The organism is Streptomyces odontomachi (assembly GCF_024435355.1).
In the GTDB taxonomy this organism is placed as follows: domain Bacteria; phylum Actinomycetota; class Actinomycetes; order Streptomycetales; family Streptomycetaceae; genus Streptomyces; species Streptomyces odontomachi.
In genome coordinates this window covers 1-14,037 of sequence record NZ_JAMJWG010000033.1, presented here as the reverse complement: position 1 = coordinate 14,037, position 14,037 = coordinate 1, and the positions used below count along the sequence as shown (strand labels likewise).

General features: G+C 70.2%; 9 protein-coding genes. 7 read left to right on the top strand and 2 right to left on the bottom strand.

The window, feature by feature from the left end; genetic code table 11:
* The first annotated feature begins 1 nt into the window (after nucleotide 1).
* On the top strand, nucleotides 2-853 hold the full coding sequence (locus tag NQO67_RS39565; RefSeq protein WP_255955367.1) for a hypothetical protein: 852 nt from the start codon (nucleotides 2-4) through the stop codon (nucleotides 851-853).
* Between the two features lie 105 nt (nucleotides 854-958).
* Nucleotides 959-1,978 carry an aldo/keto reductase gene (locus tag NQO67_RS39560; protein WP_255955366.1) on the top strand — a complete coding sequence of 340 codons (1,020 nt, stop codon included), beginning with the start codon at nucleotides 959-961 and terminating at the stop codon, nucleotides 1,976-1,978.
* A 150-nt stretch (nucleotides 1,979-2,128) separates the two neighbouring features.
* On the opposite strand, the gene NQO67_RS39555 is transcribed toward NQO67_RS39560, so the two are convergent.
* Nucleotides 2,129-2,845, bottom strand: coding sequence for a LuxR C-terminal-related transcriptional regulator (locus NQO67_RS39555; protein ID WP_255955365.1), 717 nt, complete (start codon nucleotides 2,843-2,845; stop codon nucleotides 2,129-2,131).
* 338 nt (nucleotides 2,846-3,183) lie between these two features.
* Between NQO67_RS39555 and NQO67_RS39550 the strand changes: the two genes are divergently transcribed.
* The 5 genes from NQO67_RS39550 (at nucleotide 3,184) to NQO67_RS39530 (ending at nucleotide 11,891) form a co-directional block, all read left to right on the top strand.
* Entirely contained in the window at nucleotides 3,184-7,260 is a 4,077-nt protein-coding gene (locus tag NQO67_RS39550) for a type I polyketide synthase (RefSeq protein WP_255955364.1), read from the top strand.
* A gap of 132 nt (nucleotides 7,261-7,392) precedes the next feature.
* Nucleotides 7,393-8,067: a TetR/AcrR family transcriptional regulator gene (locus tag NQO67_RS39545; protein ID WP_255955363.1), complete on the top strand. Its 675-nt coding sequence runs from the start codon at nucleotides 7,393-7,395 to the stop codon at nucleotides 8,065-8,067.
* 316 nt (nucleotides 8,068-8,383) lie between these two features.
* Nucleotides 8,384-9,433, top strand: coding sequence for a TerC family protein (locus NQO67_RS39540; RefSeq protein WP_255955361.1), 1,050 nt, complete (start codon nucleotides 8,384-8,386; stop codon nucleotides 9,431-9,433).
* Between the two features lie 291 nt (nucleotides 9,434-9,724).
* On the top strand, nucleotides 9,725-10,702 hold the full coding sequence (locus NQO67_RS39535) for an SRPBCC family protein (RefSeq protein ID WP_255955360.1): 978 nt from the start codon (nucleotides 9,725-9,727) through the stop codon (nucleotides 10,700-10,702).
* Between the two features lie 97 nt (nucleotides 10,703-10,799).
* The gene (locus NQO67_RS39530) at nucleotides 10,800-11,891 is read left to right on the top strand and encodes a TrbL/VirB6 family protein (RefSeq protein WP_374119279.1); all 1,092 of its coding nucleotides are present in this window, start codon (nucleotides 10,800-10,802) and stop codon (nucleotides 11,889-11,891) included.
* Nucleotides 11,892-11,936: 45 nt separating this feature from the next.
* On the opposite strand, the gene NQO67_RS39525 is transcribed toward NQO67_RS39530, so the two are convergent.
* A partial coding sequence (locus NQO67_RS39525) for an SDR family NAD(P)-dependent oxidoreductase (RefSeq protein ID WP_255955359.1) occupies nucleotides 11,937-14,037 on the bottom strand: 2,101 nt, incomplete at its 5' end.

Genomic DNA, 14,037 nt, shown 5'->3' with positions numbered 1-14,037 from the left:
GATGCCGACCAGGACCTACGAACTCAGCCTGACCACGCAGGGGCCGACCTATCCGCCCAGCGAGGTCATGAACGAGGACGGCGACTTCGTCGTCATCGGCCGGGTCAACCGGCCGGGCCCGGACGGTTCGGTGCGCTCCGAGTGGGGTTCGGCGATCGTCGCACCCGACAGCGAGTTGCCCCCGCACGGTCAGAACGCGCCGTTCCGGATCGTCCGCGACCTGCCGGACGTGCTCTCCCCTGCGGACCAGGACATGGTCCTGTACACGTTGCCCCTGCCGCTGCCCTGCAACAACTACCCGATGTTGTTCGCGCCCGAGCAGTGCCCGCAGGCGCACTCGACGCAGCGTCCCAGCTACCCCTTCCACGAGGTGCCGATCCCCGATCTGCGCGAGGAGGACGGCAGACGGGTCACCGAGCCCGTCACGCTCGGGCAGTGGGTGCAGGCGCAGGGCTGGATGGAGGTGGCGACGGTGCACGGGGGGCACGACGCGGAGTTCCGCTTCGAGTTCTCCGGTCTCATCCCCGACAGCATGTACACGGTGATGTCGCTGCGCGAGAACGACCTGGCGCCCGCACCGGCGGGACCGTTCCGGCCCGGACCGCTCGGCATCCCCAACGTCTTCTTCGCCGACGCCGCCGGCAAGGGCCACTACCGGGCGACCCTGCCCAACCCCTTCCCGGCGCCCGGGGCGCCCGGCCCCCGGCGCATCGTGAGCGTGGTCCTGCTCTGGATGAGCTACCAGCAGAACTACGGCGGCGCCATCGGCTTCCACGGCCTGGGGGGCGACATCCACGCCCAGCTCAAGCTGCGGGAGCCGAGCTTCCAGGAGTTCACCACCACCGCACGCTAGACGAGTGAGTCCGAAGGCAACCGGGGGCGGCGCCCCTCCTGGCCGCCCCCGGTTCCCACCGCGCCCGACCCTCACCGGCGAACCACGACGAAGGACAGTTCATCCATGACATCCCACACCCCCTCCCGTGTCCGGCTCACCGGTCCCGAGCGCCGGCTCGGGTCCGGCGGTCCGCTGGTCGGCCCGATCGGTCTCGGCTGTATGGGAATGAGCGGTGAGTTCTACGGAGCGGCCGACGACGCCCGGTCGATCGAGGTGATCCACGCGGCGCTCGACGCCGGGGTCACGCATCTCGACACCGCGGACATGTACGGCAGCGGCAGCAACGAGGAACTGGTCGGCCGGGCGCTGCGCGGCCGCAGGGACGCGGCCGTGCTCGCCACCAAGTTCGGCATCCGGCGGGCCGAAGGGCGCCGGTGGAACGACAGCAGCCCGGCCTACGCGCGCAGGGCCTGCGAGGCGTCGCTGCGCCGCCTCGGGGTGGAGACGATCGACCTCTACTACGTGCACCGGCTCGACGCGGCGACTCCCGTCGAGGACACCGTCGGCGCGCTGGCCGGACTGGTGCAGGAGGGGAAGGTACGCCACATCGGGCTGAGCGAGACGAGCGCGGAGAACGTGCGGCGCGCCCACGCGGTCCATCCGATCGCCGCGGTCCAGAGCGAGTTCTCCCTGTGGACCCGGAACGTGATCGACGACGGCGTGCTGGCCGCCTGCCGTGACCTGGGCATCTCGCTGGTCGCTTACTCGCCGCTGGGCCGCGGCTTCCTGACCGGCACGGTGCGCAGCGTCAGCGCGCTGGACAGCACCGACTTCCGCCGGCGCAATCCGCGGTTCGCGGACGGCGGTCTGGAGGCCAACCTGCCGCTGTTGGCCACGTTGGAGAAGATCGCCGCCGACCACGGCGTGCCGGCCGGGCAGGTGGCGCTGGCGTGGGTCCTCGCGCAGGGCGAGGACATCGTGCCCGTTCCCGGCACCCGCCGGCTGTCCTACCTGCACCAGAACGTGGCGGCCGCAGGGCTGGAACTGGCCGGGGACGAGCTGTCCCTGCTGGAGCACGCCTTCCGCGCGGAGGCGGTGACCGGCGAACGCTACCCCGCGGCGATCATGCCGGTCACGCGATAGGCCTTCCGCCTGCCCCAGCCGCCGTCCCAAGCATGCATCCCGCGCATTCATCCCGAAGGCCCTCACTCCACCCCGTGGGCCTCCGTTCATCGACGACGAAGCTCGCCCGGCTCTGCGTGCCGGGCGAGCTTCGCCGTGTCGCGGCCGTGGTCAGCGGCCGGCCGACGAGTGCCCGGTGCCGGCCGGGGCGTTGAGCGGGTGGCGGGCCCGCGGCACGTAGCCCGGCGTGTACACATGCTGCCCGCGGCCGCCACGGCCGGGGGCCTCTCCTGTGACCGCTCGTGTCATCCCGCCGTAGAGTCGGTTCACCGCCTGGAGACGCGATCCGACGTCGAGCTTCTTGAAGGCGTTGTGGAGGTGGCGCTTGACGGTGTCCTCGGTGATGGCGAGCCTGCGGCTGATCTGCCGGTTGCTCAGCGCCTGCGCGACGAAGCCCATGATCTCGGCCTCGCGGGGGGTCAGGACGTCGAGCAACCCGGGGGCGGGCGTGCCGTCGTGCACGTCGCCCCGCACCGCGCCGATCAGCGCACCGTAGGTGGTCGCCCGCAGGACGTACTGGTGGGCCCCGGCTCTCGCCAGCGCCGTGAGGAAGGCGGTGTCGGTGCGCCGGGTCATCACGATGACCCGGGTGCGCGGCCCTGCTGCGCGTAATCGCGCCACGGTCCGCACCGCCTCGGGGTCCGCCTTCTCCAGGTCGAGCAGGACGACGTCGGGACGGGAGCGGCGGACGAGTTCCACCGCGGTGTCGCTGTCGGAGGGTTGGCCGACAACGGTCAGGTCGTCCTCATGGGCGAGAAGTGTGCACAAGGTGCTGCGGAGCAGGGTATGCCCGCCTGCGATGACGACACGGACAACCTTGGCACCCATACGGTCACATCCCCCATGGCCGAGCGCTCCAGCTCGTATCGATGAACTTCCGTTTATTCATGAATCGTGATTCAAGATTAGTCAGAAGTGCCAGGAGTACTCAAGATGCAAATCAGACACTGACCGGGACACACTCCGCAGAACGGATCACCGCATTCCGCTCCCTTTCGCCTCCCACGGGCGATCAACCGCTAGGCTCATTTGCCAGAATTTGACTTGCCGGTGATAAATATTTAGAAATGCGGAACTAAGAGGGAGCCTTTCTTGAGGAGCCGAATGTGACCCCGGATTTAATTTTGAGCGGCACACGACAGGGGGCGAACGAGAGGTGCAGAGCTGTGGACACGGATGACGCGATCGCCGTGGTGGGGATGGGGTGCCGGTTTCCGGGTGCCGCGGGTGTGGCGGAGTTCTGGGAGGCGCTGCTGGCCGGCACGGACGCGATCACCGACGTCCCCATGGACCGGTTCGACATCGCACCGCACTACGCGCCGACGCCCGGCACCCCCGGCCGGACGGCGTCGCGGCACGGCGGCTTCCTCGATGACGTGTTCCGGTTCGACGCCGCGTTCTTCGGCATCTCCCCCGTCGAGGCCCGCGGCATGGACCCCCAACAACGGCTCCTCCTGCACGTCGTATGGGAGGCGTTCGAGGCGGCCCACATCGTGCCGTCCCGGCTCGCCGGCAGCCGGACAGGGGTCTTCATCGGCCAGGCCACCGCCGAGTACGGGGAGACCGGACCGCCGTTCGAGGAGCGCGACGTGCGTTCCGTCGCCGGCAGCCGGCTGCGCGCGGTGACCGCGGGACGCGTGTCGTACGCGTTCGACCTGCGCGGCCCGAGCCTGGTCATCGACACCGCCTGCTCGTCGTCGCTGGTCGCGGTGCACACCGCGCGACAGAGCCTGTTGTGCGGGGAGACCGACCTCGCCGTCGCCGGCGGCGTGAACGTCATCCTCTCCCCCGACGACGCCATCGCCTACTCGCAGGGCGCCATGCTCTCCCCGCGTGGCCGATGCCGTTTCGGCGCCGCCGACGGCGACGGTTTCGTCCGCAGCGAAGGCGTCGGCGTCGTCGTCCTGCAACGTCTTTCGGACGCCCTGAGCGCGGGCAACGACGTGCTCGCGCTGCTGCTGGGCAGTACGGTCGGCAACGACGGGCGGGCCAGCGGCCTGCTCCTGAAACCCTCGGTCGACGGCCAGGTCCGGATGCTCGAGGACGCCTGCGCGAGCGCCGGCATCACCCCGGGGCAACTCGACTACGTGGAGGCGCACGGGACGGGCACGCCCGTCGGCGACCACGTGGAGCTGCGCGCCCTGGCCGACGCCGTCGGCGCCGAGCGCGGTCCCGACCGGCCGCTGCCGACCGGGTCGGTGAAGACCAACATCGGTCACGCCGAGGCCGCCGCCGGAGTCGCCGGCCTGATCAAGTCGATCCTCATCGCCCGGCACGGGGTCATCCCCGCCTCGCTGCACCAGGTGGAGCCCCATGCGCTGCTGGCCGACGGGACGTTGCCCGTCGAGGTCGTGCGCGACAACCGGCCTCTGGCGCCCGGCGGAGCGCGTGCCCTCATCGGCGTCAGCTCCTTCGGCCTGTCCGGAACGAACGCGCACGTGGTGGTGGGTGCCTACGCCCCGGAGGTTTCACCGGTCGGCGCGCACGCCGCCGCAGCGCCGGGCTCCGACGAGACCACCCAGGCGCACGGGACGCAGGGAACCCTGACCGCCGACGAAGCCTCCGTCGCCGCCGGGGCCACCAGGGGCGGGCCCCATCTGCTGGTGCTCAGCGCCCGGTCACGCCCGGCGCTGCTGCGGCTGGCCGCCGCCTGCGCCGCGCACCTCTCGCCCGGTGGCGCGGGCCGCTCGGCCGACCTGCGGGATGTCTGTGCCACCGCCGCGCTGCGCCGGGAGGCGCATCCCTACCGGCTGTGGGCCGTCGGTACGGACCACGATGACCTGGCGGCGACGTTGCGCGCACTGGCCGCCGACCGGCCCGTCACCGCGGGCGGCATCGGCCACGCCGGATTCGACGGTCCACGGCGTACCGTCTTCGTCTTCCCCGGACAGGGCTCGCAGTGGGTCGGCATGGGGCGCGGGCTGTACGCCGCCTCACCCGCCTTCCGCGCCGCGCTGGACGACTGCGACGCGGTGCTGGCCGCCGAACTCGGCTGGTCGGTCGTGACGTTCCTGCACACGGCGGAAGGGGAGTTCCCCACCGATGTGGCACGGGTGCAGCCGGCCCTGTGGGCCATGGAGGTCGCCCTGGTCGCCGCCTGGCGCGAGCGCGGGGTGGATCCTGCGCTCTGTGTCGGGCACAGCATGGGAGAGGTGGCGGCCGCTCACGCGGCGGGCGGGCTCTCCCTTGCCGACGCGGCGGCGGTCATCTGCCGCCGCACCCGGCTGATGCAGCGCACCGCCGGCCGCGGCGCCATGCTGTCCACGGAGCTCTCCGGTGCCGAGGCGCGGCGCATCGTCGCCGCTCATGACGGTGCCGTCTGCGTCGCGGCGGAGAACGCGCCGACGGCCACGGTGCTCGCGGGTGACCGGGAGGTCCTGGCCGGGATCGCGGACGAGCTGCACCGGCGTGGCGTGCTGTGCCGCCCGGTGAAGGTGAACGTCGCCTCGCACTCGCCGTTCATGGACGAACTCCGCGACGACCTGCTCGCCGAGCTGGCCCACGTGCGTCCCGGGGACACCTCGACCCCGATGGTCTCCACCGTGCTCGGTGCGACGGTGACCGGCCGGGAACTCACCGCGTCGTACTGGGCCGAGAACCTCCGCCGGCCGGTGCTGTTCGCCGGTACCGTGGACGCCCTGGCCCGGGCGGAAGGCAGCGTGTTCGTCGAGATCAGCCCCCATCCGGTGCTCCTGGCGGCGATCGAGGAGATCCTGGGTGCCAGGGCGGACGGCGACGCACCGGCAAGCAGTACGGCCGTGCCCTCGCTCCGCCGGCACTGCAACGAGGCACACGAACTGGTGTACATGACCGGACGGTTGTTCGCCGCCGGCGGGTCCGTGGACTGGGATCGCTGGTACCGGGGCGGGCACCGGCCCGTACCGCTGCCCGCCTATCCGTGGGACACCGGCGTCTTCCGGCACCGCCGCACCGTACCGGCCGGCTCCGGTGCCCTGCCGGCCCAGGTCAGCGAGGTGCCGCTGGCCCGCCTTGGCTGGCCCGAATGGGGCGAGGGGGTCCGCCTTCGGGGCGTCGCACCGATCCCGCCGGCCGTGTACGCGGCCGCGCTGCTCCAGGCTGCCGGCGCCCTCGAACCGGGCGGCACGTTCGTCGTGCGTGACGCCGTGCTCGGCGACCACGTCATGGACATCGGCGACGGAGAGGACCTGACGCTGCACATCGCGGTGTACGACGCCGACGCCCAGGGCAGCCGCGCGGCCACCGTGACCGCACGCAAGGAACCCACCGGTGAACGGATGACGTGCATGACCGCACGGTTGGAGCAGATCGACGTCGCAGCCGCCCTGGAAACCGCCGTATCGCCGGACGATGCGCTCGAACGCTGCCACGAGTACCTCTCGGCGTCGGCGTTCCGGGCGCTGGCCGGGCAGCAGGGCATCGAGATCGGTGCGGAGTTCGACGCGCTGGAGCAGCTCTGGCGGCGCGACGGCGAGGCGGTGGCCAGGCTGCGCGCACCGAAGGTGCCGCTCCCTGCGGCCTGGGAGACCGCGTTGCAGCCGCTGCTGGCGGCGCGCCCCATCGGCAGGGGCACGTTCGACCACGTCTATGTGCCCGTCGGCTTCTCCGGCATGGAACTCCACGCCGAACTGACCGACGAGTTCTGGAGCATCTGTACCTTCACCGAGACTTCGGGGCTGGACGCCGCCCGTGCCGATGTCACGGTGGTCAGCCGGGCCGGCCGGGTGCTCGCCAGGTTCTCCGGTATCCGTCTGATCCGTCTGCCGCTCACCCCCGGCCAGGCCCGTCGCACCACCGCACTGTCCGGTACCCGCTGGCTGGCGCAGGCGTCCCGGGGTGTCGAACAGGTCGCCCAGTGGGCGCGATCGGCCGCCCGGTACGCGGTGCCGTCCGCCCTCGGACCGGCACGTGGCACCGGAGCCGAGGCGCCCTCTGCGGCGCCCGCCCCCCGCATCCCCCAGCAGCGCACTGCGGATGACCATCCGGACGAGCGGGTGGGGCAGGCGGCCCGGCAGCCCGGCCAGGGCGACCTGCGCGACCGGGCGGCGGCACTCTTCGGCATGGACGCCGCGCACCTGGACGGCCAACGGCGCCTGCGGGAACTCGGGATGGACTCCCTGATGGCCGTCCAGCTGGCGCAACAGCTGCGCCGTGACTGCGGAATCGAGATCACCGCCGGGCGGCTGCTGGGCGACGAGAGCCTGGCGGCCATCGAACGGAGCCTGGGTGCGGACAGCACCGGTCCGGGGCCCCGGGCGTCCTGAACGTGGCTCCCCGGGTGGCGCCTTGGCGCGGGGTGCCGCCCTGTCCGGAAGCTGCAACTTCCACCACAGGTCATACATGTACGCTGGCGCAGATGTTCCATGTCCGCTGAGAAATGCATACCAGGAGACTTCGTGCAACCACTCCTGCCGGAGACGGCGAAGCCGCCGAGCCGTCGCGAGCGTAACAAGCAGCGGACACGGGAGCGCCTGTACAGCAGCGCTCTCACGCTGTTCGCCTTACAGGGCTATGACAGCACGTCGATCGACGAGATCGCCGAGCACGCGGACGTCGCGCGCGGCACTTTCTTCAACTACTTCCAGCACAAGGAAGACCTGATCAGCGCCTGGGGTGAGGAACGACGCCACACCCTCGAAACGGCGTTGGCCCAGCCCGACCCCTCGTGGGGCGACGATGCGGTGTGCCAGCTGCGACGGTGTCTGGCCATCCTCACCCAGATCAACGAGAACGAGCGCGACGTTGCCCTGCCCCTGCTCAGTGCGTGGGTCAAGACCGGGCGCCCGCTGACGGAAACCCCCTACGTCGCGGAGATCTTCACCGGCATCATCAAGGCCGGCCAGGAAGAGGGAAGCATCGCCGACGGGGTGAGCGCCCGCCAGCTGGGGCACATCCTGCGTGACATCTACTTCGGTGCGCTCTACCGCTGGACGCAGCGCAGCGACGACAGCGCGTCCCCCGCGCTCGGCGACGAGTTGCAGACCGCACTCACGATGCTCATCAACGGTCTGTCCGTCATGCCGGAGTCCCAGCACCTCGACGAGGAGTTGCCGGAGAACGAGCCGGCGTGACGCACGGCGCCCCGGTCGGTGCTCTGTCCTGACCGGATACTCCGCCCCGAAGCACCCGAAGCCACCGCAGCCACCGCCGTCGCCACCCTGAGACCGGTACGACGGCGGGGTGCCCGGGGCCGTGCACTCCTCCCGATATCCGCATTCCGCCCTCCGGGTGAGTCCAGTGGGGTGACACGTGGACCACGCGGCCGGCCACCCGGGCGATTGATGCCGTCGAAGCGGGCCGGATGGGCGGGCCGGGGGCGGCAGGGTGCCACAGTCTGCTCGGTAGCGACATGCTCCTCACCCTGCCCGTCCCGCGGGAGGTCTCCGCGTGCTCGACGTCCCCCTCTGGCTGTGGGCGGCATTCGCCGTGGCCGTCGTCGGGTCGCTGGCCGTGGACCTGGTGGTGCACCGCCACGCCCATGTCATCGGCTTCCGGGAAGCCGCGGTGTGGAGCGGCGTGTGGGTCGGTCTGGCCCTGGTCTTCGCCGTGCTGGTCTTCGTCACCCTCGGCACCACGGCCGGCAGCGAGTACACCACCGCGTGGCTGCTGGAGAAGAGCCTGTCCGTCGACAACCTGTTCGTCTTCGCCCTGATCTTCAGGTACTTCGCCGTGCCCCGCGCCCATCAGCATCGTGTGCTGTTTCTCGGGGTCATCGGCGCGCTGGTCTTCCGCGGTGTGTTCCTGGCGCTCGGCGTGGCCGTGGTCAGCCGGTTCTCCGCCGTGCTGTTCCTGTTCGCCGCCGTCCTGCTCTACAGCACGTACAAGATCCTTCGGGGCGAGCAGGACACCTTCGACCCCGGGCGCAGCCTCACCGTCCGTGCCCTGCGCAAGGTCGTCCCGGTCCGGGACGACTACGCCGGAGGGAAGCTCCTGATCAGGGAGGACGGCAGATGGGTGGCCACCCCCCTGTGCGCGGTGGTCGCGGCGATCGAGGCGGCCGATCTGGTCTTCGCCGTGGACAGCGTGCCCGCGGTGCTGGCGGTCAGCAGCGATGCGTTCATCGTCTACAGCAGCAACGCCTTCGCCATCCTCGGCCTGCGCGCGCTGTACTTCATGCTGGCCGGCCTGCTGGACCGCTTCCACTACCTGAGCAAGGGCCTGGCCGCCGTCCTCGCCTTCATCGCCGTGAAACTGATCCTGCAAGCCGCGCACAAGACGATCGACAGCGACATTCCCGAAGTCCCGTCGCTGCTCAGCCTGACCATCATCGTCGTGGTCCTGGCCGGCTCCGTGCTCCTGAGCCTGCTCCGGCCGCCGCCCGGCGGTTCCGGACCCGGGCCCGGAACCGGCCGGGACGGCAACGGCAACGGCAACGGCAACGGCAACGGCAACGGCAACGGCAACGGCGAGACGTCAGCATCCCGTGACTCTTCGTAGCCCGCTCGCGGGTACACGCGCACGGTGAGCGCCAGGTGAGGGCGGGTGACGCCGGCGCTGGGACGCAGGTGCCGGGCTGGTCGTCGGGCTCCGGATGCGCTCCGCCTCGAAGGCGGCGAAGCTTGGGTGGGGGGCGAGGCAGCGTCCGCAGTGGCGCGTGCCGGCGTCGCCCTCGCCGTTTGCGTCACTCAAGGCAGCAAACCGTTTCCTACGAATCCCCTGGTCGGAGCGACGTTCACACAGCCCACCGAGAATTCCGCCCTGCGGCCCGTGACGGAGAGGTGACCCGTGATGGTGACTGGTCGAAACAACGCAGGGGGCGAACCGACTCCGGTGAAGATCCTGAGAAAGGAGATCGGCCGGTATCTCGGTGCCCAGATGCAACGCGCGGCCCGCAAAGCCGGAACCAGGCTGAGCGACGCGACCGCACGGCTCGCCGAGGAAGACGGGGGCGGGGACGGAGGCGGCGGGGCCATACCGAAAATCGGCTCTCGCATTCTGCACGGGGAGAACCCGCTGAAGGCCGTCGCCGCCGAAAAGGTCTCCGAGAAGGCCGAGGCCGCCAAGAGCGCGATCACGGACAAGGCGAAAGAAGTACTTCCCGGTGGTGACGGATCGGCTACGGGCGACCAATCGGGTGACACCAAGGCCACGAATATCATCGAGATGATCGACGTCGGGGTGCCGTTGCGTACCGCCTACGATCACTGGACGGAATTCGAGACGTTCAGCGGATTCACCAAGGGCGTGCAGGAGGCCGAGCGCGGAGACGACGCGACCAGCGAGTGGACCGTCAAGGTCGGCCCGTCCACCCGGCAGTGGAAAGCCACGGTCCAGGAACAATTGCCGGACGACCGGATCGTGTGGACCTCGGAAGGTGCAATGGGCACCACACAGGGCGCGGTCAGCTTCCACGAGATCACTCCCACGCTCACCCGGATCGTGCTCGTGATGGTGTACTACCCGTCCGGAGTGATGGAGAAGACCGGAAATGTGTGGCGAGCCCAGGGCAGGCGGGTTCGACTGGACCTCAAGCATTTCCAGCGGTTTGTCACCTTCGCCGACGAAGAAGCCGAGGGATGGCGCGGGGAGATCCGCGGGGGCGAGGTCGTGCGGACCCACGAGGACGCCATGGCCGACGAAGAGGGCGAGGCGAAGGAAGGCGGGGAGGAAGAAGGCAGGGAGGAAGAAGGCGGCGAGAAGGAAGGCGGCGGCGGTAAGCGGAAGGGCGGGAAAGGCAAGGGTAAGGGCGAGAAAGAGAAGGAATGACGGCGCCGGCATACGCCACGCGTTCCTCCCATGCGGAACGACGGGGGCTCGATGTCGCGTTCAGGGGGTCCAGCAGTCGATGTTCAAGGGGTCCGACATGAGCGACGACGCGGAGACCAGCGGTGAGCCGATGGAGCGTACGACACCCTCACAGGCCGACGAGCCGGGAAGGGCCGTGCAGCAAGGGACAGTCGCATCGCGTGACGACCCGGATGTGTACCTGAACGTTCCGGTCCTCAAGGTCGATGAGATCGATCTCGAAATCGACGACCTGCGGGCCCGTGTATCACTCCAGGCCGAAGTGCTGGACCTGCTCAAACTCAGTGTCGGCGTGGATGCGGTGCTGGGCCGCACCAAGCTCGACATCAAGGGCGTCGAGGCGGAAGCACTCCTCCGGGTCCGCCTCGACAACGTGGCCGAGATCCTCCGCGGTGTACTGGACACGATCAACCGCAATCCGCAGATCCTGGAGCAGATCACCCGGCCCGTCGGCTCGGCCGTGGAGGCCGCCGGAGCCGGCGCCGGCGAGGCCGTGAGCGAACTCGGCCGCGGGACGAGCAGCGCGGTGGACAAGGTCGGGGGCGGGGCCGGCGAGGCCGTGGAGAAGGTCGGGGGCGGGGCGGGCGACGCCGTCGAGAAGGTCGGGGGCGGGGCCGGCAACGCCGTCGAGAAAGTCGGGGGCGGAGCAGGCGACGCCGTGGAAAACGTCGGCGGCGGGGCAGGCGAGGCCGCCGAGAAAGTCGGAGGCGCAGCAGGCGACGCCGTGGAAAACGTCGGCGGCGGGGCAGGCGAGGCCGCCGAGAAAGTCGGAGGCGCAGCAGGCGACGCCGTGGAAAACGCCGGCGGCGGGGCAGGCGAGGCCGCCGAGAAAGTCGGAGGCGCAGCAGGCGACGGCGTCGAGAAAGTCGGTTCGGGAGCCGGAGAAACCGTTGAAGGGGTAGGGGAGGCCGGCCGTGACAGCGTGGCAGACGTGGCCGGAAAGGCAACCGACCGTGTTCGCGAGACGACCGACGCGGCGGCAGAATCTGCCGAATCTACTGAATCCGCCGAATCCGCCGATATCGAGGCTGACGCCAAAGCGGCCTACACCGAACGACAGCCTCGCACGGGACGACGTAAGGAAGTCTCCGCCCGCCGCACGGCCGCGGCCCGCCGCCACGCACCGAGGTCAAGTGGGACAGAGAAATGAAGCGGACAGGGAAGTGATGGTGCGTGGGCTGCCGTCAGCTCTCGGTCACTCTCTGGCCGTCTTGGCAGAGAGTGCATCACACACAAACCGCGCCAGCGCTTCAGAATTCGGATGGTCGAACACCACCGTCACCGAAAGTCGCAGCCCTGTCACCGTGTTCAGCCGGTTCCGTAGCTGCACCGCCGTCAAAGAGTCGAAGCCCAACTCCCGAAAGTCCCGCTTGGCCTCCGCCGCATCGGCCGATTCAAACCCCAGCACCGCGGCCACGCCCTCGCGCACCAGCCCCAGCACCACGTCGAAGAGCTCATTCACATCCGATGACAGCAAGCGCTGGTCGAGCTCGGTCACGCTCTTTCCAGGTGCCTCGGCCACCACGGGCACGTCCAGTGCTTCGCGTACTTCTTCGATCTCGCTGATGAGAGGGCTCCGCCGATGGGCGGTGAACGTCGGGGCGAAAGCGTCCCAGTCGATGTCGGCCACGGCAAGGAACCGCTCGTCGTCCTCCAGCGCACGAACCAGAGCGGCAACGGCGAGGGCGGGATCCATCGCGAGCACACCCTGTCGCTGGAGTAGTTCACCGGAACCCGTCTCTATGACCATTCCGGCTCCCGCCCAAGCTCCCCACGCAAGGGATGTGCCGGGCTTTCCACGGGCTCGACGCCACTCCGCGAAGCCGTCGAGGAACGCATTCGCTGCTGCATAATGTGCCTGGCTACCGCTCCCCCACACGCCGGCGTTGGAGGAGAAGAGCACAAAGGCGTCGAGAGACGTGTCGCCCAGCAGTTCGTCGAGCAGGACCGCCCCCATGACCTTCGCGGTGATCACCCGCGACACCTCGGCCGCGTCCAGGTCTTTGACCTGGTGGTAGGAGACCACTCCGGCGGTGTGGACGACGGTGCGGATGGCGTCGCCGTCCGTGCGGAGTTTGTTCAGGAGCGTGGCCAGCGCCGTGCGGTCGGCGATGTCGCAGGCAGCGATGGTCACCCGGGCGCCCAGTCGCTCGAGCTCGGCGTGCAGGTGCGCGGCGCCGGGGGCGTCCTGCCCGCGGCGGCTTACCAGCACCAGGTGCTCGGCGCCATGGGTCGCCATCCAGCGTGCGACATGCGCGCCCAGTCCACCGGTGCCGCCGGTGATCAGGACCGGCCCCGAGGGGCGCCAGGCGTCGGGCTTCCCGCTCGAGGGGGCCCGCACCAGGCGACGCCCGTACGTTCCCTCGTGCCGCAGCGCGATCTGGTCCTCGCGTTCCGCACGTCCGCCCGCCGCACCTCCGCCGCGGTCCTCACCGTCTCCGTCCTCGTCGCTCCTGCCGACGATCAGGGCTGCCAGGTCGCGCCGTATGACCTCGCCCGTCGCCGTGCTGGGCAGGTCGATCAGTCCGCCCCACAGGCCGGGGTGCTCCAGCGCGATCACCCGGCCGGCGCCCCAGGTCTGCGCCTGCACCGGGTTCTGCACCGGGTCACCGGCGCCGGTGCCGACCGCACCCTGAGTCAGCGCCCACAGCCGCCATGCCCGGCCGGAGTCCAGCACGGCCTGTGCCAGCACCATCGTGGCCCACACGCCTACGCCGCTGCCGTCGTCGTGGGCCATGGCGAGCAGGGAGACGATGCCGGTGGTGTCGTTGTCGGTGTGCGTCGCCAGCAGTGCCGTCCAGGCTGTTCGGTCCGGGGCCGCGGCGTCCAGGTCCAGGATTCGGGCAGGGCCCTCGACGGTGGCCAGCACGTCGGCGACCTGGCCTGCGATCTCCTGGGCCGCTGCCACACCGCTGGGGACGACCACCAACCACCGTCCCTGCGTCGCCGCGGCCCGAGTGGGACGCAGAGCACGCCAAACGACCCGGTAACGCCACTGATCCGTCATCGCGTCCTGGTCACGACGCCGCCGCCATTCCGACAATGCCGGCACCAACTCCCGCAACGGAGTCTCCGCGTCCACCCCCAGATCGGCGACCAGGGCCTGCACATCGCCCCGATCCACCACGTCCCAGAATTCCGCACCGGCCCGGCCCTGGTCGGGTACGGCAGCCGCGGCGTCGGTCCGGATGGGAGGCGGTGACACCCAGAAGCGTTGGTGTTGGAAGGCGTAGGTCGGCAGGGGGATGGTCCGGCCGGGAGGCAGGATCTTGGTCCACTCCACTTCGACACCCTGT

What these genes read in the sequence shown, in the direction of transcription:
- NQO67_RS39565 (WP_255955367.1), top strand. Translation starts at nt 2, where the DNA reads ATGCCGACCAGGACCTACGAACTCAGCCTGACCACGCAGGGGCCGACC.
- NQO67_RS39560 (WP_255955366.1), top strand. Translation starts at nt 959, where the DNA reads ATGACATCCCACACCCCCTCCCGTGTCCGGCTCACCGGTCCCGAGCGC.
- NQO67_RS39555 (WP_255955365.1), bottom strand. Translation starts at nt 2,845, where the DNA reads ATGGGTGCCAAGGTTGTCCGTGTCGTCATCGCAGGCGGGCATACCCTG.
- NQO67_RS39535 (WP_255955360.1), top strand. Translation starts at nt 9,725, where the DNA reads ATGGTGACTGGTCGAAACAACGCAGGGGGCGAACCGACTCCGGTGAAG.
- NQO67_RS39530 (WP_374119279.1), top strand. Translation starts at nt 10,800, where the DNA reads ATGAGCGACGACGCGGAGACCAGCGGTGAGCCGATGGAGCGTACGACA.